The sequence below is a fragment of the Methanoculleus thermophilus genome, from assembly GCF_001571405.1.
GTDB lineage: Archaea > Halobacteriota > Methanomicrobia > Methanomicrobiales > Methanoculleaceae > Methanoculleus > Methanoculleus thermophilus.
In genome coordinates this window covers 167,614-190,047 of sequence record NZ_BCNX01000004.1, presented here as the reverse complement: position 1 = coordinate 190,047, position 22,434 = coordinate 167,614, and the positions used below count along the sequence as shown (strand labels likewise).

Sequence of the window (22,434 nt, the reverse complement as noted above, 5' to 3'; positions counted from 1 at the left end):
ACCAGAAGAGCACTACGATGGACAGGAAAGCAGTTATTCCTGAAACAAGAGAGTTATAGACTGATGTCCACGTTGCCGCCCCGATACCCTGCACCCGCGTTCGACGTCTTCAACATCTACTTCGAGCGCCTCTACGACCCGACGATGCATGTCGTCATCTGCCTCGACGGCGAAGTCGACGAAGAAGCCATGAGGACGGCGACGATGAGGCTGATCGCCTCCGATCCGTACCTTCGGTCGAAGTTTGCGGAGGTAAACGACCGGCCGGCCTGGGAGGAGATCCCGAAAGGGCTCTGGGATGGAGCGTTCATCCTCGTTCCGTCCGGCGAGTGTGAAGACCAGCCACATCATGTGCCACCGCCACCGCTCGATGTCCGTTCGGGGCCGCAGGTGCGGGTCACTCTTTACCGAAGAGCGGGAGGGGATCTTTTAGCCGTCACCTGTCACCACGGCTTCTGCGACGCCGCTGGCGCACTTACGCTTGCACAGGAACTCCTTGCGGCCTACCGGGGCGTCATGGACGACTCCGACTTCCGGCCGGCTCCCCGCAATCCATACGAGCGGAGCACGGCAAGAATCCTTGATCTCTACTCCGATGAGGAGCAAAAACAGGCACTTAGCGAGGAGGAGCGTTTCGTCGACCGATGGCGCTTCCCGATCGAGCGCACCGGGCGGGGGGTGCCCAGGGTCGCCCGCCGGACGCTCGCCCCCGAGCGGCTTGGGAGCATAAAGGCGTTCGGGAGGGAGCACGGGGCCACGGTGAACGACGTCCTGATCGGTGCATTCTTCCTTGCGCTTGCGAAGATCCGGGGCGATCCCGCCGACAGAAATGAGCCCCGCTCGATCCTCACCTCGGCTGATCTCCGGAGGAGGTATCCCGGCCTCTACGAGGACTCCCTGCTCACGAACCTCTCCGTCGCCTACGAACTCACCCTCTCTCTTGGAGAGGGAGAGAGGCTTGAGGATATCATCGACCAGGTTACGGAAACGACGACCCGAAAAAAGGCCGGGAGCCTCGGCGTTGCCACCATCCTCTTTTACGAGGAGATCATGGCCGGCGGGATGCCGGCGGTCCTCGCGTTCTTTGACGAGATGATCGAGCGCTACTGGCAATCAGGCCTGAAAAACCCGGTCCTCTCGAACCTCGGGATATTCGATCCCGATGAATACTTCCCAATTCCCGGAAAGGACGGTGCAGATCTCGGGATCCGGGACATCCAGTATCTTCCCTGCGTCTGCTGGCCCTACGGGTTTCTGATGATCGCCTCCACCTTTCGCGATCATCTGACGCTTACGACGGCCTACGAGGAAGGACCCTACTCGACGGCTGTCGTGGAGCGGTTCCTTGAGTACGTGGACGGATACCTCCCCTAACCCGCAGAACCTGCAAGAGACCACATCTCATCAAGATCCGCCCATCAAAAACTGCTTAAAGGCCGATCCGGCCTACGGGAAGGGTGTCGCGGATGCGCTCGGCATTTCGCTCGACCGGGTCCAGTAGCAGCGGATCCCCTCTTTTTTACTCCTCGACGAAACAGAACGGGTCTTCTGCGGAAAGGTGCCCGCCTGCCGCATATGCCCGCACCCGGCAGCCTCCCCCGCAGAGGTCGCGATAGCCGCACCGGCCGCACTTCCCCGAGAGGTCCCGCGGTGTTGCCCGAAACCAGGAGAGGACCGGGTTCTCCGCGTCCTGCCAGAGGCGCGAGAACGGCCGATCCCGGATGTTGCCGACGAGGTATTCGGGCAACCGGGCGAACTGGCAGGGGTAGACGTTACCCCGTGGATCGATGTTTGCCACCCGCTTACCCGCGCTGCACCCGCCGTTCAGGGACCGGACGAGCGCCTCGGCCTCGCGGACGTCGGGCGACCCGTCCCGCTCCATGGCCCGGAGGAGGTGAATGCAGTCCTGCGGGGCATCGACGGTCAGGATCTCCAGCGACCCGGGATCGGTCTCCTGCGCCCTCCGGTAGAGGAGCGTGAGCGCCTCGTCAACCTCTTTTGGCCCCACCTGGAGCCGGTCGTAGGCCTCGCTTCCCCGCCCGCTCGGCACAAGCCAGTAGAGGCAGAACCGCGAGGCTCCGAGCGTCCCCGCAAGGTCGAGTAGGGCCTCGAGTTCCCCCATGTTCTCCCTCGTCAGGGTGACCCGGAGGCCGGTCCGGATGCCAGCCTCCCGGCACCGGGCAAACCCTTCAACAGCCCTTGCAAACGCACCCTCACACCCCCGAAACGTGTCGTGAGTCTCCGGCCCCGCGCCGTCGAGCGATATCCCGACGTAGCCGATCCCGGTTTCCTTGATCATCCGGGCGACATCGGAGGTGATCAGCGTGCCGTTCGTGCTGAGCGCGGTCCTGATCCCGCGTTCCGCCGCCGCACGCGCGAACTCCGGCAGGTCCTCGCGGAGGAGGGGTTCGCCGCCGGAGAAGAGGATGAGCGGGACGCCCGCCGCGGCGAGGTCGTCGATGAGCGCGAGGGCTTCGCCGGTCGAGAGTTCGTCGTCTGTCATCAAGTCCGGCCGGGACCGGCTGTAGCAGTGGGCGCAGGCGAGGTTGCACCGGTCGGTGAGGTTCCAGAAGACGACAGGCCGGTAGTCCTGCATGAACGCGAGGTACTTTCCCGGCACCTCTGAAAGAGGCCTGTCTCGGTGGTGCATAACGCTGCTGACCGTTCCCCGTCCGTGCATGCACTGTGTGATCCTGTTCATGGTAGACCGCCTCCGTTCTCGTTGATGCGCACGTTCGGCACCCTCTTGTACTCCTCGGTGCTGAAGAGCACGATATAATCGCTGCACCCCGCCGCCCGGGCCATCTCCTCGACCGCGGCGAGCACCCCCTCCCGGCTCCTCCCGTGGTGCACGGTATACAGGGTGTACTCCCACCTCCCCGGCACCGGCCGGCGCAGGTAGCAGTGGGAGATCCCGGGAGCGGACGCGAACCGGGAGAAGTCCTCCCCGTCCCACCCCCCGGGCGGGCGCCAGGCGACGAGGGCGTTTGCCGTGATCCCGAGGAGCCGCTGGTTGATCCGCGCCCGTATCTTCCGGATCGCCCCCTCTTCGCGGAGGCGTTGCGCCCGGTGGAGCACCTCCGCCTCCGGGATGCCGAGCCATCGCCCGATCTCTGCAAACGGCTCGGTGACCAGAGGGAGCCCCTTCTCAAGTTCTGAAAGAAGGGCGAGATCAGTCGGATCCATACGACCCCTCCTCCGAGAGCGGGAACCGCACGTCGATCTTATAGGCCCGGACGGTGGGGAGGTTGAGCGTGTCCTCCTTTGGGATGCCGGTTCGGGAGAGGATCTCCGCGAGCACCGCGGAGAGCCGCTCCTCTGTCGGGGCGGAGAGGGTGAACCAGAGAGAGTAGGCGTGGTCACGCCGGAAGTTGTGCGAGACCTCCGGGTAGGTGCTGACGACCTCCGCCACCTCGCTCACCCGGTCCTCCGGGACGCGGAGGGCGACCAGGGTCGCGGCGGCAAGCCCGAACTTCCGCGATTCATAGACCGGCGAGACACTGCGGAGGACGCCCAAGGACTGAAGCCGCCGCATCCTTGCGACGACCTCATCCTCCGCAAGCCCGACTCTCTCCGCGATGACGGCCCACGGGCGCGAGACCAGGGGGAGGTCGCCCTGGAGGGCGTCGAGGATCGCAAGATCGGTCCGGTCGGGGCCCCCGGGCTCGTAGGGGCACCACGGGTCTTCGCGGGTGATCTCCCCGCAGGGGTCATCGGGCCGCATGAGTCCGTCGCACCACCGGGCCGGAACGAAATCAACCCCGCGGCAGGCCCGCGCCCGGCACCCGCCGCAGACCGTCTTGTAGCCGCACCGGCCGCACTTCCCGGCAAGCCGGTCCGGGTCGCGGAGGGCGAGAAAGAGTTCCGAATTATTCCAGATCTCAGAAAACGGCGTGGTGCGGAGGTTGCCCGCGCTCACCGGCAGATAGGGGCAGGGCGTCACCTCCCCGGTCGCGTAGATCCGGCAGTAACTGATGGCGGCCATGCAGCCCCGACTCCAGCCGCGATTCTCAATCCCGACTTCGTCGGCAATCCGGCGGAACTGGGGTGAGCACGTCGGCCGGATCCGGAGATTGCTCTCCCGGTACCGGAGGAGGAGAGCCCGGATCAGGTCCTCGTACTCGCGGGGGCTGCCCTGCCCGGGTCCGCGTCCCCTCCCGGTCTCCACCGGGAGGAAGACCTGGTAGTCGCGGACACCCAGGGATTCGCCGAGAGCGATGACCTCCTCGACGTCGGCGAGGACGGGGCGCATGACCGTCATGTTGATCCGGACGCCGAGCCCCGCGTCTCGGCAGTGCTTGATCGCCGCGACCGCCCGCTCCCATACGCCGGCAACGCCGCGAAACGCGTCGTGGGTATCCGGGTCGGCGGAGTCGATGCTGACCGCCACCGACCGGATTCCTGCGTCTCTGAGCCGCTTCGCCGTCGCCTTATCGAGGAGGTACCCGCTCGTGCCCATCGCCATCACGAGTCCCCGTTCAGTCCCGTAGCGGGCGATCTCGAAGATATCCTCCCGCATCAGGGGTTCTCCCCCGGAGAGGACGACGATGGGCCTTCCGGTGTTCGCGAGTTGATCGATGACCGAGAGCGCTTCGGCGGTCGAGAGGACACCTTCCGCTTCGTCAACGCCAGCGTCCGCGTAGCAGTGGGCGCACATCAGCGGACAACGGAGGGTGACGTTCCACGAGATCAGGGCCGGGCCCTTCGTGCGCTCCATGCACCCCATCTCAGTTGCTTTCGACATCAACCTTTGGACAACCGGGGGGCATATCAATCCCGGCGCCCGACCGGGGAGAGGGGACCGCTGGAGCAGAATCCGACCGAGGATCTGCATGCCGCTATCGAGCAGGTTCTGCGTACAGATTGAGCGGCAGAACAAGTGCCGCATTGCTTATTCCCCTTCCCCCCGTACACCAGAATATGGATCCGGTCATCGAGGCGATACGGCGGGAGTTTGCGGCGCACGCAGATCCTGAGACATGCGCAAAGAGTCAGCGCTTCTTCAAGGAGGGGGTCCGGTGCTACGGGATAAGGACGGCAACCGTGACCGCAATCGCAAAGAAGTACTGGAAAGAGGTAAAATCCCGCGAAAAACCGGAGATCTTCGCCCTCTGCGAGGAACTCTACCGGTCCGGGATGCTTGAAGAGGCGTTCGTCGTCTCCGAGTGGGCATCAAGGCTCGCGGACCGCTACGAGCCCGATGATATCGCCGTCTTCCGCCGCTGGATCGAGACCTACATCACGAACTGGGCCACCTGCGATGGCCTCTGCAACCACGCCGTCGGAGATTATATCGTGCGCTACCCGGAAGAGATCGAGGAACTGAAGCGCTGGACGCAGTCGGAGAACCGCTGGATGCGGCGGGCAGCGGCGGTCTCGCTCATCGTGCCCGCAAAGCACGGAGAATTCCTCGACGAGGCCCTCGCGATCGCCGATCTCCTCCTTACCAATACAGACGACATGGTCCAGAAGGGCTACGGCTGGCTCCTCAAGGAGGGGAGCAGAAAGCACACCGACGAGGTCTTCTCCTATGTCATGGCAAAGAAGCAGAAGATGTCCCGGACGGCGCTTCGGTACGCGATCGAACTGATGCCAAAGGAACTCCGGGCGGAAGCAATGAAGAAAGACTGGTAAATAGCGGGGAATAATGGGGCCTGTAGCCGTACAGGAGCCTGGGGAGGTTGCACAAAATAGAAGCATTATAATATAAGAACATGGAAGTATACTTCCACCTATGCTGAACGACGATTCGGCAACCGAGACTCCCCCGGATCCCCAGACCAGGCGGAGCGGAGCGACCTGCCCCGAAACGGGCACTGACCCGCACTCACGCATGCAGAACTTCCTCCTCTTCACCATTTACCAGGTGCTCAATGAGTTTGAGGACGGGATCGCTCTCATCGACGAGCAGAACCGAGTCAGGTGGGTAAACGCGAGCATGCGGCGGCTCTTTGACCTGAACGAGGCCGACGTCGCCGGGATGCCCGCCGGGGTATTTACGCACCGGTTCATCAACCCGCTGGTCGAGGATGCTGAGAAGGTTATAGCGACCGCCGGCACCCGTGAACTGCACCTTCGTAAGCCTAACGGCGAGGAATGCTGGCTTGAATACTCAAGCCGGCCGATGCAGATCTACCCGGTGCGCAACAATAGGCTTGAGATATACCGGAAGATCACGCGCTGGAAACTCACGGAGCGGTGCCTCGTCGAGAGCGAGAAGCGGTATCGGACGCTCTTTGAGAAGGGGAACGATGCCATCCTTGTCTTCGAACTCTCCCCCGAGTCGGTGCCGACCCGGTTCGTCGAAGCAAACGAGGTCGCCTGCAGACGGCTCGGCTACTCCCGCGACGAACTGCTGCCCGTTCGCCGCTCGATATTGTCCCCCCGGAGAGGCTCGGCGAGGTCCTTGCCATCTTAAAGCAGTTCCGCTTAAACGACCGGATCCTCTACGAAAGCGAGCACGTCGCGAAGGGCGGGAACCGGGTACCGGTCGAGATCAACTCGCTCCATTTCCCCCTGCAGGGGAAGACGACCGTCCTCTCGATCTCCCGCGATATCTCGGAGCGGAAAAAGATGGAGGAACTCCGGCGGAAGGTATTCTCCCGGATCGAGCAGAGCATCGAACAGTCTGCCGCCCTCAGCGACCAGATCCGCCAGCCCCTGCAGATGATCATGGGGCTCGCCGCGATGGAGGGATCAGCGAATTCGAGGGAGATCGCCCGGCAGGCCGCCGTCATCAATGCCCTCGTCGACCGACTTAGCCAGGGATGGATCGAGTCGGAGAAGGTCTGCAGCGTCCTCCGGCGGCACTACTAAAAAGGAGGGGAGCGATCCCTGTACGCCTAGAACCTGACGCGGGGGGCCTCGGCCTCCCGCATATTGTTCTCCATCGTCCAGAAGTATGCCTCGCCGTGTGCCACGCGGAAGACGGCAAGTTTCGGGTCGTCCGGGCCGGAGATACCGATCTGGAGAAGCCACGGCCGCTCCGCGACGAGTCGCTCTTTTAAGGCGGGATCGTCGATGAACTCGACCGAACCCGCCACTCGCATCATCCTTCCGGCGCCCTCCGGGTTGTAGAAACAGAGTTCGACCTTCGGGTTCTTCGTAAGCTGCTGCCAGACGGCCTTCGGTGTCCCGGTATGGTAATAGAACCCGGTCTCATCGGCAAACCACATGGCAAACGCCCGCACCCGGGGCTGGTCGCCGTCCGCTGTCGCGATGTAGGTCACAGGGTTGTCGTTTGCGAATTTCACGCATTCGGAAAAGTCCATTCTCCTACCTCGTACACCCATATAGAAGCAGAGCAGAAAAGGGTTCCGGGATTGGTCAACGGTGACATCCCGGATCCCATGGCCCCAGCAACTACTGCTGCACGGTGTCGAAACATTCATAGTATCGAGGGTTTTTCCCATTAATCGAACGATCTGGCGCCAAAATTTCCAGAACACAACAGTTTGTTTATAAACATTTGGAAATATTTTAATATACTCTGTTCGTAGTCTGAACTGGAGTTGATTTCTTTGACGCAGCAACGCAGTCCGATTATCATGCTAATCGGCGTCATTGCCCTGATCATTGTAGTAGCAGGAGTCTGGGTCGTATTCTCGCAAGGGGGAGCTGAACCGGTTCCGGAAAAGAATACACAAGAAGAGTTGAAGGCCCTCGCAGCGGAGATTGCAACCCAGATCGACGGTGACGCCTTCGCCGCACTCAAGCCGGGCGACGAGACCACACCGGAGTTCATCGCCATCCGCGACCGGCTCGCCGCCTTCCGGGATGCAAACCCCGGGGTCCTCTACGTCTATACGATGCGCAAGGTCGGGAACGCCACCGAGTACGTTGTGGATGCAGACTACGGCAGAGGCTATGCGCCCGCAGTAGGCGAGGTCTACTATCCCACGGATGATGACACCGCGTTCCTCGCCGGGTTCGAAGAACCCTCGGCTGAGCCCGAGTATTACATCGAAGAGTGGGGCGGTGTCGTTGCCTATATCATCTCCGGGTATGCCCCCATCAAGGACGCGAGCGGCTCCATCGTCGGGCTTGTCGGCGTTGACATCGGCAGCGTGATCACCGAAGATATGTTGAAAGGCCTCGCAACGGAGATTGCGGCCCAGATCGATGGCGACGCCCTCGCCGCACTCAAGCCGGGCGATGAGACCACACCGGAGTTCATCGCCATCCGCGACAGACTCGCCGCCTTCCGGGACGAAAACCCCGGGGTCCTCTACGTCTATACAATGCGCAAAGTCAATGATACCATCGAGTATGTCGTTGATGCCGACTACAAACCCGGCGACACACCCGCGATAGGCAGCATCTACCAGACTACGGGAGATGACTCCAAGCTCCTCGCCGGGTTTGTCGGACCCTCCGCAGAGAGCGAACTCTCTACCGAAGAGTGGGACAACACCACCGCCATCATCATATCCGGGTATGCTCCCATCAAGGACGCGACCGGCGCTGTCGTCGGGATAGTGGGCGTCGATATCGGGAGCACGACTGCCCACTAGTCATCAGCGAGGCAGGCGAACATACTCGCGGCGGGGATCCCCCGATCCCCTCTCACGCGACCTCCACCGCGGCCCGCGGTGCACTCATCCGCTGCAATCCTCAAAGAGGTCTACCAATTCTTGCAAAGATTCTCCAGGGTGATGAAATCCCGCCAGGATTGCAGGCGCAAGCGACCCTATGAATAGATTTTAACGTCATTAGAGAGAGTTCAGTACATGAAGAGCCCTTTCCATGTCATGATCATCCCCACACTCGGCTGCCCCTCAAAATGCCACTACTGCTGGAGTTCTGATGAAGGGTCGCCGAGGATGAGCATCGAGACGGTCCGGGAGATTGCCGAATGGCTCAAAGACTATCAGTCCAACCAGGTCACGATCACCTTTCATGGCGGCGAACCGCTCCTTGCCGGCGCTGAATTCTACCGGCAGGCCCTCCCGATCCTCTCCGAGGGGCTCGCCCATCTTGCACCGACGTTCGCCCTGCAGAGCAACCTCTGGCTGCTCACCCCGGAATTGGCAGAGATCCTCGCAGAATATCAGATTCCCATCGGTTCGAGCATCGACGGCCCCGAGGAGATAACCGATGCGCAGAGAGGAAAGGGCTACTTTGCAAAGACCATGCGGGGCTACGAGATAGCACGGGAAAACGGGCTTGAGGTCCGGTTTATCTGCACGTTCACCAACCGGTCGGTCAAGGAGAAGGAGACGATCTTTGACTTCTTCCTCAAGCAAGGGTTCCCCCTCAAACTCCACCCTGCACTGCCGTCGCTCCGAAGCAAAGATCCTAAGGAGTGGGCGCTCGAGCCGGAGGAGTACGGGGAACTCCTGGTCTACCTCCTCGACAGGTATCTCGATAACCTGGGCCGGATCGAGGTTATGAACATCAACGACCTCTGCAGGGGCATATTCACCCGGCACGGAACCGTCTGCACGTTCGTGGACTGCATGGGAACCACCCTCGCAATCGGCCCTGACGGGAGCATATACCCCTGCTACCGCTTCGTCGGGATGCCGAAGTACGTGATGGGGAACGTCCGCGACCGCCCTACGGCCGAAGACCTCGCCCGGTCGAAGGCCTGGAAGTTGATGCACGCCTTCAAGGACTACGTCGATCAGGAATGCGCCGGGTGTGCTCATATCAAATATTGCCGGGGCGGGTGCCCCTACAACGCGATCGCCCCCACGGACGGTGAGGTCCGGGGCGTCGACCCCCACTGTGTCGCGTATAAGCGGATATTCGACGAGATCACCACCCGATTAAACGAGGAGATCTTCGGGTCCGGGGATATGGAGATGGGCGGGTTCGGCTCGCCGTTCGTGAGAAATACAAAGCCCGGCATCATGGCGATCCTCCGGACGATGGCGACGAAGTAGACACCATGAACTGGATCCCGGCATGCGCGGGAGATATCAAGAAAGAGGCTCTACCTCCTCTGCATGTATAGAACTGATCCCGCAGACGGCTCCCGGACGATAGCAGGGGTACTGCTCTTCCTCCTCCCTGTCCAGTTTATGACCGTTCTCATGGCGGGCGCGGCCATGGCGTCCGGCTACAGTATCTACACGAACGCGATCAGCGACCTCGGTGTGATCGCCGCGACGGCATGGCTCTTCAACGCCTCGCTCTTTGTAGCCGGCCTCTTAAACATCGCCGGCGGCTACTTCCTCTACCGCTCCTACGGGAAAGGCTGGATCCTCCCCGTCTTTGTCATTGCAGGCATCGGGGCGATCGGCGCCGCCGTCTTTACGCTGGATATCCCCGGAATCCATGGTCTCTTCGCGCTCGCGGCCTTCCTCTTCTTCAACCTCGAGGCGATCGCCGGCTCCACTCTCGTCCAGGGACCGCTGAAGGCGATAGCGATCATCGCTGGGACTCTCGGCCTCATCTTCCTCGCGGCCCATGCGGCAAGCGACTTCGGGGTCCTGGATCTCTACGGCCCCATCGGTCACGGCGGTTCGGAGCGGATGATCGTTTACCCTGCGCTCTTCTGGCTTGCAGCGTTCGGGGGCTACCTCATGGCGCCGGCTACATCCTCCCGGTCACCTTGAAGGACGTGTAGCAGAAGCCCCCGGCCAGGAGTCGTCCGCGTAGACCTACCATGGTGAGCATGGACGTCGAGGTAGCCGGTGCAACACCCCGCCTCGAGCATCCGTGAACCTGCCGGGTACCGGGTGTCGCCGTGGAGGAGCCCGATTAGGGTCGCCGCCTCCCGCTCCGTGTAGCCGAGGACATACTTGCCGCTCATTCCTTCTTTCCCGGCAGGAACTGTAACGTGAGCCCGTTATTAAGCGTCTGCGGCAGCCGGACGCGGTCCGGGAAGACCGCACGCACCTGCTCGGACAAGATCCGCAAGGGCATGGCGGGCTTATTTTTTATAGATCTTAGACCGATAGCGTTAATTGAAAATCAAAGCGTTTTTCCATAGAACAGGTCAATATATACAGGCATTTCTTCGATGATCCCCCATGGTAATCTGGAACAGCACAGGATGACCCGGACAAGGCTCAACGGTGCAAGGGCGTGAGCAGCCGTGCCTGATCTCATCAACGTACTCTCTCCAGTCCTGGCCGGGTTCTGCATCATCTCAGCACTCATCACCTACAGCCTCGGGATGTACGTCTTTGCGCGGAACGCCTCATCGGCCGTTAACCGCCTCTTCCTCGTGCTGACGCTCGCCACAACCTACTGGGCCCTGGACGAATTTCTTCTCTGGCGCTTCGCCAGTGATGAAGGTTGCTTCATGTTCTGGCTGAAGGCCGGCGCCTTCTGGATCTTCGTCATTGCGCTCGCCACCCATTTCACCCTCGTCTTCACCGACCACCCCCTCACACGGGAGAAGAAGCACGGCATTCTCCTCGCTGCCCTGTACCTACCTGCCCTGCTCTTTGCTCTGGTAGGGCTCTTCACCGATCTGCTCGTTACGGTGACCTTCCAGCCCGGAACTGGGTATGTCCACCTCCCGGCATTCACTAGTCCCGTCTACCTGGTGGAGAAGGCCTATATCACCCTGGCAATTGGCTGGGTGATATACACCGGCATATCATCCTGGCTGAAAGCACCTCCTGGGAGAAAACGGCGTCAGAACCTGCTTTTTTGTATCGGCATCATAACCGCCGTCGGGTTAAGCATTCTCTCCGAGTTGGTCCTCACACCCCTCGGGATCTACACCGTCAATGCCACCTTCATCGGGATCGGAATCTTCTCTCTGCTCATCGCCTATGCGATCTTAAGACATAGGCTGTTCACCCTGAGCCCCCAGACTGCGGCCGACGATATCGTCAGGACGATACCCGAAGGCCTGATCCTCGTCGACGCCGAGGGCAGGATCGTCACGGCGAATGCGTCGGCTGCCGAAATCTTCGGCGTGGCTGAATCAGGCCTCGTGGGGCAGCCAATTACCCGGTTCATCCCCGATACGGTGTGTACCGCGATCCGGACTGCTGTCGCAAAAGAGGGGCGGGTCTCGGATATCGAGGTGACACACAACGGCAGGGGCAGCACCATCTGTATCGCCGGGGCGCTCGTCAGAAACCCGGCAGGGGAGCCTGCCGGCATCGTCCTGATCGCGAGAGACATCACCGACCAGAAGGCGGCGGAGACTGCCCTTCGAACGGCAAACCAGAAGTTATCCCTCCTATCGCAGGTAACCTGCCATGACATCGGCAACGAGATCACCGGGCTTGCCTGGCACCTGACACTCCTTTCGGAGGACCGAATGCACCCCGACGCCGAGACGCATCTCTCCCGCTCGATCGAGATCGTGGAGGATATCAAGAAACACCTCCAGTTCTCACGCGAGTACCAGACGCTCGGCACCTACCAGCCGATCTGGCAGCCGCTCGAACCGATGATCACCAGGGCTATCGGCAGCATGCACCTTGCAAAGGTCGATATATCGACCCGGGTCGCCCCGGTGGAGATCTACGCCGACCCTCTCGCACAGAAAGTCGCGTACAACCTGATTGAGAATGCAATCCAGCACGGGAGCAGCGTCACCCGGATCTGCATCTCGACCGATGAACTGGCTGACGGGACGCTCACGGTGGTCTTCGAGGACGACGGCGCGGGAGTCCCGGACGACGAGAAGGAGCGGATCTTTAGGTACGGCCACGGCAAGAACACCGGGTTCGGGCTCGCCTTTGCCCGGGATATCCTCTCCGTGACCGATATCAGGATCCATGAAACGGGGACGGCAGGCCGGGGGGCCCGGTTTGAGATCCTGGTTCCTCCCGGGGCGTGGAGGCCGCTTCAGGGAGATTGATCCCGATCCTGCTGCGCATCCGGCAGGAAACCGACCCCTACGGTCGGATAACGTACTCCTCGATGAGCCACCAGGACCCCGTCATGATCTCGTTTTGCCATGCACTTGCATCCGGATTGGTTGCATCCCAGACGAACCTCAAGGGAACTGCCGGGTCCATGGAATCCATGATGAACCGGTCGCCTTCCAGGCCCCGGTACTCCCCTGCACGTGCATCTCACCCTGCAACCAGGAATCGCGACCACAAAGGACTTGTCGCATCGCAGGCCACCCCTGTACGGTCACTATGAGCCAACCCACGCCCCGATGCGGAGAATCGTATCCCTATACGCTGAAAGACCTCGGCTGGACGGAAGAGCACGAACGAACCTTCGCGAAGTACACCGGGCCGTACCTCCCCGGTCGCGTGGCCTGCCGGCAGAAGACGGTGTGGGACGTGCTCATCGACGGTGGATCGGTCACGGTCGGGATCTCCGGGGCACTCCGGAGACTCGGCCGCTTCCCGGCAGTGGGGGACTTTGTCGTCCTGCTCCATCAGCCAAAGGCCGGTACATCGACGATCGTCGATATCCTCCCACGAAAGACCCTCTTTGAGCGGGGGAGCACGGGGCGTGACGGCGCCGACCAGGTCATCGCGGCGAACATCGATACGGTCTTCATCGTGACCGCCGCCGGCCGCGACCTCAACGCTCGCAGGATCGAGCGCTACCTCGCGATCGCCCGCGCATCCGGCGCCCGGCCGGTCATCGTCATCAACAAGTCCGACCTCGCAGACGACCCCGCAGCGCTCGCTGGCGACCTCGCCGCGGTCGCGACCGGCATACCGGTCATCCCCATCAGCGCCGTGAGCGGGGAGGGCGTCGACCGGCTCGGTCCCTATCTTTCGCCGCGAACGACGATCGCCCTCATCGGCTCGTCGGGCGTCGGCAAGTCCACCCTGATCAACCGGCTCATGGATAGGCCGGTCCAGGAGACCTCAGACGTCCGGGAGTACGACGAGAGAGGGCGGCACACCACGACCGTCCGCCAGCTTTTCGTCCTTCCCGGCGGGGCGCTCATGATCGACAACCCCGGACTGCGGGAGGTCGGGATCGGGACGACATCCGCCGGTATCGCCGGGACGTTCCCCGAGATCCTCGAGCTCGCGGAAGGCTGCAGGTTCTCGAACTGCCGACACGAGGGGGAGCCGGGCTGTGCGGTGCAGGCGGCCGTCGCGGACGGGACTCTTCCCGCGGCACGGCTGGAGAGTTACCGGAGGCTCATGCGAGAACTCGCCTTTGAAGAGGAGAAAGCGGAGATCGGGCTGGTCCGGCTCGAAAAGAAGCGCTGGAAAGGGATTGGAAAACTCGCACGGGATATCAGGAAGACAAAGGGGAGGTGATGGCCGGCCGGCTCACTCCTCCTTCCGGAGGATGAAGAACTCGTAGCCGTACTCGTTCCCGTGCTCCCGGTAGACGGCGATCTCCCGCTCGGCGAACTCAATCTGCGCCTTCGCCTCTGGATTTCCGGTGACTTTCGGCCGCAGGTCATCTATCCGCTTGAGGACCGGTACATAGTAATTCTCCCACCATGCAGATGCAGGGAGCGGGAAGGTCGCGACGACCTTGTAACCGGCGTCCTCGGCGATCGCACGGTTTGCCGCGACCGTCGTTATCGCCGGGTAGCAGTCGTTCCAGAACGCCGCCGCCTCCGGTGAGGGATCTTCAGTAAACCAGACCGATTCAGTGAGGCAGAGGTAGCCGCCGGGACGGAGGAGCCGCCGCCACGAGAGAAGTCCCTCCTTAAACCCTACAATGAAGATCGAGCCTTCCGCCCAGAGGACGTTGAACGACGCATCAGAGAACGGCAGATCGTCCATCGAGGCGCGGACGGTGGTGATACGGTCCCCCAACCCCGCCGATGCCGCCCGCCGGACGAGGTCAGCAAGGAACGGCTGGTGGATATCAGTGGCGGTGATACGACAACTGGGGCAGGTCCGGGCAAGTTCGATGGTTTGCATCCCCGATCCGCACCCGATATCCAGGATCTCCGGCCGGGCGGGAAGATTGGTAAGCATCGAGAAGGCCTTTCTTGTGCACGCATTGCTCCCCGGTCCCTGACGGGGCAGGCCCTCGTGCATGGTGAAGACAAAAGGTATCTCCATAGCCATACTACGCCGTGTGGCATTATAAACCCCTGCAGAGCGGGCCTCCGCGAGAGCTAAATACCATCGCAGTCCACCTATGCGTATGGAGTGTAAGACCCCCGCCTCAGAACTCCGCAACCGCATGGAGCGCTTTCGGGACCGCATGGATGCCGAGAACCCGTTATGGGAGTTTGCCGCGATCTTTGGGAGGGTGAACCAGTTCTACTTCACCGGGACGATGCAGGACGCCGTCCTCCTCATCCCGCGCGGCGATGAGGCCGTCCTCTGGGTGCGCCGGAGTTACGAGCGGGCGCTCGACGAGTCGCTCTTTTCCGAGATTCGGCCGATGAGAAGTTTCCGCGACGCGGCGGCCGGGATGGGGGCATGCCCGGCGACGGTCCACGTCGAGACGGAGGTCGTCCCTCTTGCGCTGCTTGAGCGGTTCCGAAAGCACTTCCCCTTCCATGAGGTAAAACCGCTCGATGCACAGGCAGCAGCGGTCCGGGCGAGGAAGAGCGCCTATGAACTTGCGATCATGGAGCAAGCGGGGAAGATCCACCGGCGCGTCCTCGAGGACTGCGTTCCCGCGATGCTTGCGGAAGGATTGAGCGAGGCCGAACTCGGCGGGGAGGTCTACTCGCTCCTGGTCCGGGAGGGGCATCACGGGATTGCGCGGTTTGGTATGTTCGGGACGGAGATGGTCCTTGGGCAGCTCGGCTTTGGGGAGAACTCCATCTATCCGACCAGTTTCGATGGGCCGGGGGGTTCCCGCGGGATGGCCCCCGGCGCCCCGGTCCTCGGCAGCCGGGAGCGAAAACTCAAGCCCGGAGATCTGGTCTTCCTCGACTGCGCGTGCGGGGTGCAGGGCTACCACACCGACAAGACTATGACGTACGTCTTTCGCGGATCGCTGCCTCGCGAGGCAATCGAGGCGCATCACCGATGCGTGGAGATCCAGAACGAGGCGGCCGCGATGCTTCGGCCCGGGATTACCCCGGAAGAGATCTACGATACGATCATCGGCAGCCTCGAACCCGCGTTCCTCGAGAACTTCATGGGCTATGGGGAGCGGCGGGTGCAGTTCCTGGGCCACGGCATCGGTCTCGTCGTGGACGAGATGCCGGTCATCGCCCGCGGCTTTCATGAGCCGCTCGAAGAGGGGATGGTCATCGCCCTCGAACCCAAGAAAGGAATTAGGGGTGTCGGGATGGTCGGGGTAGAGAACACCTTCGTCGTCACCCGTGGGGGCGGGCGGTGCATCACCGGGACGAACCCCGGCCTGATCCCGGTCGAGTGAGGGGCTCCCGCCCCTTCAGGAGAGCCCGGTAACCGGCTGCAACGGCTCGACCCGCTGCTCGAGGAAGTCCAGCAGCTCGCGGTTGACCACCTCGGGGTGTGTCCAGGTGATCCCGTGCGGCCCGCCCTCGATCACCACAAGACGGCTCTCTTTGACGAGCCCCGGGATCCGCTTGCCCGAGGCGAGGAAGGGGACGATCCGGTCGGCGTCGCCGTGGATCACGAGGGCCGGGACGTCGATACTCTCAAGATCGCTACGGAAGTCGGTCAGCCACCCAGAGACGCAGTCGAGCGTGCCCACAGGGGAAGCGGTGGCCGCGATGTTCCAGCTGAGGCGGACGACCTCGTCGCTCACGCGGTCGCCCATAAAGACGTCGACGTTGTAAAAGTCCGAAAAGAACCTGGAGAGGAAGGCCGGACGGTCGGCGGCGATGCTCTCCATGAGCCCGTCAAAGACGCTGCCCTCGATGCCCTCGGGGTTATCGGCCGTCTTCAAGAGGAACGGCGGGATCGCGGATATGAAGACGGCTTTCTCCACGCGGTCGCTCCCGTATGTCCCTAGGTAACGGGCGACCTCGCCGCCGCCCATCGAGAATCCGACGAGCGTTGCGTCATCAAGATCGAGTTCCGTCATGAGTCTGTGCAGGTCTTCGGCCAGGGTGTCGTAGTCATAGCCGAAGGTCGGTTTGGCGGAGTTGCCGAACCCCCTGCGGTCGTAGGCGATGACGCGGTAGCCCGCATCAACCAGCACCGGCACCTGCTTTTCCCAGGACTTGCTCGAGAGCGGCCAGCCGTGGATCAGGACGACAGGTTTGCCCGAACCATGGTCCTCGTAGTAGAGGTCGATAGGGCCTGAGTTTTCTTTACCGACGGTGATGTACGGCATAGGATAACCTCCTCTACGGGGTCACGACACCGGTCATGCCATATATAATGTGGGGTGGCAGCATCGTCCTCCGGGTGAGGTAGGGCCGGGAGAGAATCGAAGGACATAACACCGGCAACGCCCCGACACCCGGATAGGCGATGGCGAGTCTATCAAAGACGCCAAAAGGCGGTATTTGTCGTGGGAGTTATCCTCGCTGCACTCCTGTTCGGGTTCATAGTGCAGATCATGGGGTCCCTGAACCGGTCCGCGGCAGAGAGTTTCCAGTCATCGTACAACTACGAACAGAAGGTCTCGACGACCGGACCCCTCACGGATGTGGTCCTCCTCATCCCCATCCCGTCTCGCTACGACCCAAAGACCGGGAGAAACGTCACTCCCATCGACCTCTCCCTCGCAAGTTTCAGCAACTTCGACAGGAGCAACGTATCGGTACGGATCGGGGGCGTCGGCGGGGTCCCCATGCTCACCCGTTCGCCGGGGCAGAGCGAGCCGGAACTCCCGGAGCCTCCGGGAATATCATCGAGGTGCCGTTCATCCTGTCGTTTAATGCGGCCGAAGAGAATCTCCTCACCATCTTCTCATTGGAGTTTCACGGGAGGAACGACTGGTGGGTCATGGGGTGGCGAACACATACTTTGAGCGGGGGAGCCACGAGTTCAGGGGCCCGTTTAACGGCACCTATCCTGTGAGGGGGATCCTCATAACAGGCGAGGGCGTATACCGATGATCCTCTCCAGCGGAGAGACCGCGGTGATACCTCGGTAGCGATCGGGGCGCTGTGGTAGTGAAAACATTAAATACTCATATAAACTCTGGAACGAGGCAAACGGTGTGGTCATGCAGAATTTAGCCCGTCAACGCGATGCCTGGGACGAGGAAATTACACGGCATCATCGTCACCCGCTTAGAGCTGTGATTGATGACGAAGACCTGAATAATGTCTACATCGATAGCAGCCAGAAACGTCTCATTTCAAAAGCAGTCCAGATAGAGCCACACTTTACGGTACTCGATTATGGGTGCGGAGTTGGCCGGTGGACGCTCTGGTTCGCCCAGCAGGTCCACCATGTTGTCGGTGTGGACATCTCACCGAAGATGGTGGAAGTGGCACGGCAGGCAGCGGACGAAGCAGGCATCCGCAACGTCGAACACCACGTCATCGATGACCTTCCGCTTCCCTTCAGGGACGGTATGTTCGACCTGGTTAATGTCGTCTGGGTCTTGCGGTATATCACCGACGGCGATGAACTGACACGCACTGTTCAAGAGATCTGCCGCGTGATCCGGCCGGGCGGCTATGTCACGCTCATTGAGTTAACCACAAGGGGAGAACCGGTATTCAAGACACACGATGATGAGTCCAGCGCACCGAGGGTATACCGGAGATGGGAGCAGTATCAATCGCTCTTCGAGGAGTGTGGTATGACAATGAAGGAGAACGCGATCTCAAGCGCATCGCCCCTCTACTGGTTTTATTTCGCCGCCCGCAACGCCGCACGACGCCGAGACCTGCCGGACCTCCTGTCGCCCATGGCACCGCTCTTCGTCTCCGTGAGCCTTGCGACCGAGGGGCTGACAACAGGGCTGATGCAGATCCTGCCCGAGCGGGATTTCTTCTGGTGCCGACACCGCTTCCTCTGCTTTGAAAAGCCGGCTATCCAGACGTAGGGCCTCAAAAAGAGAGTGCCCCGGGCCTCTATTCCTCCACGATGACGACCGGCTTGATCAGGTCTCTCGGCTTCTCCTTCATCAGGAGAAGGGCATCTTTTAGTCTGTCGAAACCCTTGAAGACGTGCGTCGCCATGAGCGAGGGGTCCATCCGCCCGCACATCACGACGTCGGCCAGCCGCTCCATCCTCACCCGTCCACCGGGGCAGAGCCCTGTTACGATGTTCTTGTCGGCCATGCCGTACCCCCAGCCGACCCGCGGGAGGGGTATGATGTCCTGGTCGCCGATGCCCGAACCGAAGTAGTTGATGTTCGAGATGACCGAACCGGGTTTTGCCACGTTGATTGCGTCCATCATGACCTCCGGCCCGCCGCCGGCGACGATCACGGCGTCGACGCCCGCACCGCCGGTCTTATCGAGGATCTGGTCGACGGTGCTTCCCTCCCTGTAACTGATGATATCCGTCGCGCCGTACTCCTTCGCCACCTTAACAGCGGCGGGCCTCGTGCCGACGGCAAAGATCCTCCCCGCTCCCCGAAGCCTCGCTCCGGCGACGGCGGAGAGGCCGACTGGCCCGATGCCGAGGACGGCCACCGTGGAGCCGAACCCGATCCTGGCATTCTCCGCGCCCATGAACCCGGTGCTAAGCATGTCCGGGAGCATGACCCCGGCCTCAAGGGACATCCCCTCCGGGAGGTGCGCGAGGTTGTAGTCAGCCAGGTTCACGTGGAAGTACTCGGCGAATACACCGTCCTTGGTATTCGAGAACTTCCAGCCTCCAAGCGGGCCGCCGGTCTGCGACGGGAATCCGCGCTGTGCTGCTTCCGTCTCCCAGTCGGGGGTGATCGCCGGGACGATGACCCGGTCGCCGGGTTTGAAGTCTTTGACCTCATCCCCCACTTCGTCGACGATCCCGAGCGCTTCGTGCCCCAGGATGAGGTTGCGCCGCTCGCCGATCGCCCCCTCCCAGACGGTGTGGACGTCGGACGTGCAGGGCGCGAGCGCCAGCGGTCTGACGATAGCGTCCCGCGGACCGCAGGCGGGCCGCTCTTTCTCGATCCATCCGATCTCCCCGATCTTCAGCATAGCCAGGCCTTTCATTCTTCCTGCCTCCCTTCAGCCAGGCAGTGATGGCAGTATAGTATATTAATTGAGGTCGTCGTGCATCCGTCGGTTAGACTCAGGGGTCCCGGCAGCCCTTTCGGGCAACGATGATGGAGAACTCAGCCCTTGGACTCGATCGTTGCGACGCGAAACCCGATACATCCAGGGAACCGGACCATCGCGCTCGATGAACCCGATAACGAGGAGCACCTGAGGGGCGCAGAGCCTCCACCTGCACGACCGATCTCTGGCGGGATCCGGGTAAGAACAACCGCACAGCACGCCAGCCTCCGGCACGCAGTTACTTTTATGACGGCTGGCCGGGATGTGGGGGCACGCCCCCGGGAGGAGCAGCGGAGCACGACCGGCCTGGGCGCGAGAGTTGCAGGTGAGGGAGTATGGATCAGAGGAGAAAAGTGGATGAGAAGAGCAAGCAGGAGCAACTCGACGAATTCCGTCACGACCCGGAACGCGAGTACCTGACAACGAACCAGGGTGTCCGGGTGAGCCACACCGATGATGCGTTAAAGGCGGGGGAGCGGGGGCCGACGCTCCTCGAAGACTTTCACTTCCGCGAGAAGTTGACGCATTTTGATCACGAGCGGATCCCCGAGCGGGTCGTCCACGCCCGGGGTTCGGGCGCCCACGGCTACTTCCAGGTCTACGAGCCGATGACCGAGTATACGAAGGCAGCGTTTCTCCAGGATCCGGAGAAGAAGACGCCGGTCTTCGTGCGATTCTCGACCGTCGTCGGGTTCCGGGGGTCGGCAGACACGGTCCGGGACGTCCGGGGGTTTGCGACGAAGTTCTACACCGAGGAAGGGAACTACGACCTCGTCGGCAACAACATGCCGATCTTCTTCATCGTTGACGCCATCAAGTTCCCCGACCTCGTCCACGCCATCAAGCCGGAGCAGCACCACCAGATGCCGCAGGCCTCCGCCGCCCACGACACGTTCTGGGACTTCGTCGGGAATCTCCCCGAGATCACGCACATGATCATGTGGGTCCTCTCGGACCGTGCGCTCCCGCGGAGTTACCGGATGATGCAGGGCTTCGGGGTCAATACCTTCCGGTTCATCAACGCCAAAGGAAAGGCGCGGTTCGTCAAGTTCCACTGGCGGCCGCTCCTCGGCATCCACTCGCTCGTCTGGGACGAGGCGCAGAAACTGGCCGGAATGGACCCGGACTTCAACCGCCGCGACCTCTGGGAGGCGATCGAGATGGGGGACTACCCGGAGTACGAGTTAGGGGTCCAGATGATCGAGGAGGAAGACGAGCACAACTTCGACTTCGATATCCTTGACGCGACGAAGATCTGGCCCGAGGAGGAGGTGCCGATCCGGTGGATCGGGAAGATGGTCTTAAACAGAAATCCGGACAACTTCTTCGCCGAGACCGAGCAGGTCGCCTTCTGCCCGGCGAACGTCGTGCCGGGGATCGACTTCTCAAACGACCCGCTCCTCCAGGGCCGGCTCTTCTCGTACCTGGACACCCAGCTGATACGCCTCGGCGGCCCGAACTTCCACGAGATCCCGATCAACCGGCCGCTCGCACCGGTCGCGAACAACCAGCGGGAGGGCTACCACCGGATGACGATCGATAAGGGCGCTGCGAGTTACTTCCCAAACTCGCTCGGCGATAACAAGCCCCGGCCGGCCCGGGTTGAGGAGGGCGGCTACGCCCACCACCAGGAGAAGATCGACGCGAAGAAGATCCGTGCACGGAGCGAGAAGTTCAACGACCACTTCAGCCAGGCGAAGCTCTTCTGGAACAGCATGTCGGATGCAGAGAAGGAGCATATCATCAAGGCCTTCCACTTCGAACTCGGGAAGGTCTCGGACTTCGGGGTCAGGAAGAGGGTGGTCGACCTCATAAACAACGTCGACGGCGATCTTGCGATACGGATCGCCGAAGGGATCGGGGTGCCGCCCCCGGCGGAGAAGGGCGCGTCCTCCGGCACAAAGAAGTCCCCGAACCTCAGCCAGGAGAGGACCGTCATGGACACCATCAAGAGCCGCAAGATTGCGATCCTCGCGATGGAGGGCTACAACCACGACGAGGTGATGCAGGTCAAGAAGGCGTTGAAAGATGCGGGGGCTCACCCGCAGATCGTCTCGCAGTTCCTCGGCACGGTCAGGTCCGCCGACGGCAAGGAGATGGAGGTGGACAAGAGCTACGTCACCACCGCATCGGTCGTGTACGACGCCGTGTACGTCCCGGGCGGGAGGCACGCGGAGACCCTGAAGAACCAGGGCTACGCGATCCACTTCGTCAACGAGGCCTTCAAGCACTGCAAGCCGATCGGGGCGATAGGAGAGGGGATCGAACTCCTGAAGGCCTCCGGTATCAAGGGGGTGGCCTTCGTCGATGCCAGTGCCGGAGGAGAAGCCGTCTCCGAGATGGGGGTCGTGACCTGCGGGAGCCAGGGGAATGTGAGCTCGTTTGTCGAGCAGTTCAAGACGGCCATCGCCCGGCACCGCCACTGGGACCGGGAGAAGATGGAGCAGGTGCCCGCCTGATGCGGGATGGTGGAAGAAGAACCGGGGGAAAACCTCCCCGGGGTTCATTTTTAA

At 61.8% G+C, this 22,434-nt stretch carries 22 protein-coding genes and 1 pseudogene; 15 read left to right on the top strand and 8 right to left on the bottom strand.

Features of this window, described 5'->3' with window-relative positions; translation table 11 throughout:
• The first annotated feature begins 63 nt into the window (after positions 1-63).
• On the top strand, positions 64-1,374 hold the full coding sequence (locus tag MCUTH_RS02790; protein WP_224732745.1) for a condensation protein: 1,311 nt from the start codon (positions 64-66) through the stop codon (positions 1,372-1,374).
• Entirely contained in the window at positions 1,346-1,501 is a 156-nt protein-coding gene (locus MCUTH_RS11795) for a hypothetical protein (RefSeq protein ID WP_169795890.1), read from the top strand. Before MCUTH_RS02790 ends, MCUTH_RS11795 begins: the two co-directional genes overlap by 29 nt.
• An 18-nt stretch (positions 1,502-1,519) precedes the next feature.
• Here the strand turns inward: MCUTH_RS11795 and MCUTH_RS02785 are convergent, their stop codons facing one another.
• Genes MCUTH_RS02785 through MCUTH_RS02775 form a run of 3 tightly spaced genes read right to left on the bottom strand, consistent with a single transcriptional unit; the run spans position 1,520 to position 4,717 of the window.
• The gene (locus tag MCUTH_RS02785) at positions 1,520-2,701 is read right to left on the bottom strand and encodes a radical SAM/SPASM domain-containing protein (protein WP_066955204.1); all 1,182 of its coding nucleotides are present in this window, start codon (positions 2,699-2,701) and stop codon (positions 1,520-1,522) included.
• Entirely contained in the window at positions 2,698-3,186 is a 489-nt protein-coding gene (gene ahbB / locus MCUTH_RS02780) for a siroheme decarboxylase subunit beta (RefSeq protein ID WP_066955201.1), read from the bottom strand. Before ahbB ends, MCUTH_RS02785 begins: the two co-directional genes overlap by 4 nt.
• Entirely contained in the window at positions 3,173-4,717 is a 1,545-nt protein-coding gene (locus MCUTH_RS02775) for a radical SAM/SPASM domain-containing protein (protein WP_083524734.1), read from the bottom strand. The genes ahbB and MCUTH_RS02775 overlap by 14 nt, the downstream gene beginning before the upstream one ends.
• 203 nt (positions 4,718-4,920) lie before the next feature.
• Between MCUTH_RS02775 and MCUTH_RS02770 the strand changes: the two genes are divergently transcribed.
• From MCUTH_RS02770 to MCUTH_RS11925, 4 genes and pseudogenes are all read left to right on the top strand, one after another.
• The gene (locus MCUTH_RS02770; RefSeq protein ID WP_066955198.1) at positions 4,921-5,634 is read left to right on the top strand and encodes a DNA alkylation repair protein; all 714 of its coding nucleotides are present in this window, start codon (positions 4,921-4,923) and stop codon (positions 5,632-5,634) included.
• A gap of 100 nt (positions 5,635-5,734) precedes the next feature.
• The gene (locus tag MCUTH_RS02765; RefSeq protein WP_066955195.1) at positions 5,735-6,418 is read left to right on the top strand and encodes a PAS domain-containing protein; all 684 of its coding nucleotides are present in this window, start codon (positions 5,735-5,737) and stop codon (positions 6,416-6,418) included.
• A pseudogene (locus MCUTH_RS12120) lies at positions 6,322-6,522 on the top strand (hypothetical protein); the annotation flags it as partial. The gene MCUTH_RS02765 and the pseudogene MCUTH_RS12120, both read left to right, overlap by 97 nt.
• A 51-nt stretch (positions 6,523-6,573) precedes the next feature.
• Positions 6,574-6,816, top strand: a complete 243-nt coding sequence (locus tag MCUTH_RS11925; protein WP_066955192.1) for a hypothetical protein — start codon at positions 6,574-6,576, stop codon at positions 6,814-6,816.
• Positions 6,817-6,842: 26 nt separating this feature from the next.
• Here MCUTH_RS11925 and MCUTH_RS02755 read toward each other — a convergent pair whose 3' ends face one another.
• The gene (locus MCUTH_RS02755; protein ID WP_066955189.1) at positions 6,843-7,271 is read right to left on the bottom strand and encodes a pyridoxamine 5'-phosphate oxidase family protein; all 429 of its coding nucleotides are present in this window, start codon (positions 7,269-7,271) and stop codon (positions 6,843-6,845) included.
• Between the two features lie 276 nt (positions 7,272-7,547).
• Here MCUTH_RS02755 and MCUTH_RS02750 point away from each other — a divergent pair, with 276 nt between their 5' ends.
• From MCUTH_RS02750 to MCUTH_RS02735, 4 genes are all read left to right on the top strand, one after another.
• Complete coding sequence (locus tag MCUTH_RS02750; protein WP_066955186.1) at positions 7,548-8,513, top strand: hypothetical protein; 966 nt, start codon at positions 7,548-7,550, stop codon at positions 8,511-8,513.
• Positions 8,514-8,729: 216 nt separating this feature from the next.
• Positions 8,730-9,887: a TIGR04083 family peptide-modifying radical SAM enzyme gene (locus tag MCUTH_RS02745; RefSeq protein WP_066955183.1), complete on the top strand. Its 1,158-nt coding sequence runs from the start codon at positions 8,730-8,732 to the stop codon at positions 9,885-9,887.
• Between the two features lie 63 nt (positions 9,888-9,950).
• Positions 9,951-10,562 carry a DUF998 domain-containing protein gene (locus MCUTH_RS02740; RefSeq protein ID WP_066955181.1) on the top strand — a complete coding sequence of 204 codons (612 nt, stop codon included), beginning with the start codon at positions 9,951-9,953 and terminating at the stop codon, positions 10,560-10,562.
• 482 nt (positions 10,563-11,044) lie between these two features.
• Complete coding sequence (locus tag MCUTH_RS02735; RefSeq protein ID WP_066955178.1) at positions 11,045-12,775, top strand: histidine kinase N-terminal 7TM domain-containing protein; 1,731 nt, start codon at positions 11,045-11,047, stop codon at positions 12,773-12,775.
• Positions 12,776-12,812: 37 nt separating this feature from the next.
• Here the strand turns inward: MCUTH_RS02735 and MCUTH_RS12030 are convergent, their stop codons facing one another.
• Entirely contained in the window at positions 12,813-12,944 is a 132-nt protein-coding gene (locus MCUTH_RS12030; protein WP_263478103.1) for a hypothetical protein, read from the bottom strand.
• Positions 12,945-13,061: 117 nt separating this feature from the next.
• Here MCUTH_RS12030 and rsgA point away from each other — a divergent pair, with 117 nt between their 5' ends.
• Complete coding sequence (rsgA, locus tag MCUTH_RS02730; RefSeq protein WP_066955175.1) at positions 13,062-14,156, top strand: ribosome small subunit-dependent GTPase A; 1,095 nt, start codon at positions 13,062-13,064, stop codon at positions 14,154-14,156.
• Positions 14,157-14,168: 12 nt separating this feature from the next.
• Here the strand turns inward: rsgA and MCUTH_RS02725 are convergent, their stop codons facing one another.
• Positions 14,169-14,918, bottom strand: coding sequence for a class I SAM-dependent methyltransferase (locus MCUTH_RS02725; RefSeq protein ID WP_066955172.1), 750 nt, complete (start codon positions 14,916-14,918; stop codon positions 14,169-14,171).
• Positions 14,919-15,003: 85 nt separating this feature from the next.
• Between MCUTH_RS02725 and MCUTH_RS02720 the strand changes: the two genes are divergently transcribed.
• Positions 15,004-16,197, top strand: a complete 1,194-nt coding sequence (locus tag MCUTH_RS02720; RefSeq protein ID WP_066955169.1) for a M24 family metallopeptidase — start codon at positions 15,004-15,006, stop codon at positions 16,195-16,197.
• 15 nt (positions 16,198-16,212) lie between these two features.
• Here MCUTH_RS02720 and MCUTH_RS02715 read toward each other — a convergent pair whose 3' ends face one another.
• Positions 16,213-17,082 carry an alpha/beta fold hydrolase gene (locus MCUTH_RS02715; protein ID WP_066955167.1) on the bottom strand — a complete coding sequence of 290 codons (870 nt, stop codon included), beginning with the start codon at positions 17,080-17,082 and terminating at the stop codon, positions 16,213-16,215.
• 180 nt (positions 17,083-17,262) lie between these two features.
• Between MCUTH_RS02715 and MCUTH_RS02710 the strand changes: the two genes are divergently transcribed.
• The gene (locus MCUTH_RS02710; RefSeq protein WP_066955164.1) at positions 17,263-17,724 is read left to right on the top strand and encodes a hypothetical protein; all 462 of its coding nucleotides are present in this window, start codon (positions 17,263-17,265) and stop codon (positions 17,722-17,724) included.
• Between the two features lie 198 nt (positions 17,725-17,922).
• Positions 17,923-18,753 carry a class I SAM-dependent methyltransferase gene (locus tag MCUTH_RS02705; protein WP_083524731.1) on the top strand — a complete coding sequence of 277 codons (831 nt, stop codon included), beginning with the start codon at positions 17,923-17,925 and terminating at the stop codon, positions 18,751-18,753.
• A gap of 28 nt (positions 18,754-18,781) precedes the next feature.
• Here MCUTH_RS02705 and MCUTH_RS02700 read toward each other — a convergent pair whose 3' ends face one another.
• On the bottom strand, positions 18,782-19,855 hold the full coding sequence (locus MCUTH_RS02700; RefSeq protein WP_066955158.1) for an NAD(P)-dependent alcohol dehydrogenase: 1,074 nt from the start codon (positions 19,853-19,855) through the stop codon (positions 18,782-18,784).
• Positions 19,856-20,256: 401 nt separating this feature from the next.
• Here MCUTH_RS02700 and MCUTH_RS02695 point away from each other — a divergent pair, with 401 nt between their 5' ends.
• Positions 20,257-22,380: a catalase gene (locus MCUTH_RS02695; RefSeq protein ID WP_066955155.1), complete on the top strand. Its 2,124-nt coding sequence runs from the start codon at positions 20,257-20,259 to the stop codon at positions 22,378-22,380.
• Positions 22,381-22,434 lie beyond the last annotated feature (54 nt).

Excerpts from the sequence above, each read along its gene's own strand:
- MCUTH_RS11925 (WP_066955192.1), top strand. The coding sequence starts at position 6,574 with ATGGAGGAACTCCGGCGGAAGGTATTCTCCCGGATCGAGCAGAGCATC.
- MCUTH_RS02715 (WP_066955167.1), bottom strand. The coding sequence starts at position 17,082 with ATGCCGTACATCACCGTCGGTAAAGAAAACTCAGGCCCTATCGACCTC.
- MCUTH_RS02695 (WP_066955155.1), top strand. The coding sequence starts at position 20,257 with ATGGATCAGAGGAGAAAAGTGGATGAGAAGAGCAAGCAGGAGCAACTC.
- MCUTH_RS02775 (WP_083524734.1), bottom strand. The coding sequence starts at position 4,717 with ATGGAGCGCACGAAGGGCCCGGCCCTGATCTCGTGGAACGTCACCCTC.
- MCUTH_RS02740 (WP_066955181.1), top strand. The coding sequence starts at position 9,951 with ATGTATAGAACTGATCCCGCAGACGGCTCCCGGACGATAGCAGGGGTA.
- MCUTH_RS02745 (WP_066955183.1), top strand. The coding sequence starts at position 8,730 with ATGAAGAGCCCTTTCCATGTCATGATCATCCCCACACTCGGCTGCCCC.
- ahbB (WP_066955201.1), bottom strand. The coding sequence starts at position 3,186 with ATGGATCCGACTGATCTCGCCCTTCTTTCAGAACTTGAGAAGGGGCTC.
- MCUTH_RS02770 (WP_066955198.1), top strand. The coding sequence starts at position 4,921 with ATGGATCCGGTCATCGAGGCGATACGGCGGGAGTTTGCGGCGCACGCA.
- MCUTH_RS02785 (WP_066955204.1), bottom strand. The coding sequence starts at position 2,701 with ATGAACAGGATCACACAGTGCATGCACGGACGGGGAACGGTCAGCAGC.
- MCUTH_RS02725 (WP_066955172.1), bottom strand. The coding sequence starts at position 14,918 with ATGGAGATACCTTTTGTCTTCACCATGCACGAGGGCCTGCCCCGTCAG.
- MCUTH_RS02755 (WP_066955189.1), bottom strand. The coding sequence starts at position 7,271 with ATGGACTTTTCCGAATGCGTGAAATTCGCAAACGACAACCCTGTGACC.
- rsgA (WP_066955175.1), top strand. The coding sequence starts at position 13,062 with ATGAGCCAACCCACGCCCCGATGCGGAGAATCGTATCCCTATACGCTG.
- MCUTH_RS02720 (WP_066955169.1), top strand. The coding sequence starts at position 15,004 with ATGGAGTGTAAGACCCCCGCCTCAGAACTCCGCAACCGCATGGAGCGC.
- MCUTH_RS12030 (WP_263478103.1), bottom strand. The coding sequence starts at position 12,944 with ATGGATTCCATGGACCCGGCAGTTCCCTTGAGGTTCGTCTGGGATGCA.
- MCUTH_RS02705 (WP_083524731.1), top strand. The coding sequence starts at position 17,923 with ATGCAGAATTTAGCCCGTCAACGCGATGCCTGGGACGAGGAAATTACA.
- MCUTH_RS02765 (WP_066955195.1), top strand. The coding sequence starts at position 5,735 with ATGCTGAACGACGATTCGGCAACCGAGACTCCCCCGGATCCCCAGACC.
- MCUTH_RS02700 (WP_066955158.1), bottom strand. The coding sequence starts at position 19,855 with ATGAAAGGCCTGGCTATGCTGAAGATCGGGGAGATCGGATGGATCGAG.
- MCUTH_RS02750 (WP_066955186.1), top strand. The coding sequence starts at position 7,548 with ATGCTAATCGGCGTCATTGCCCTGATCATTGTAGTAGCAGGAGTCTGG.
- MCUTH_RS02790 (WP_224732745.1), top strand. The coding sequence starts at position 64 with ATGTCCACGTTGCCGCCCCGATACCCTGCACCCGCGTTCGACGTCTTC.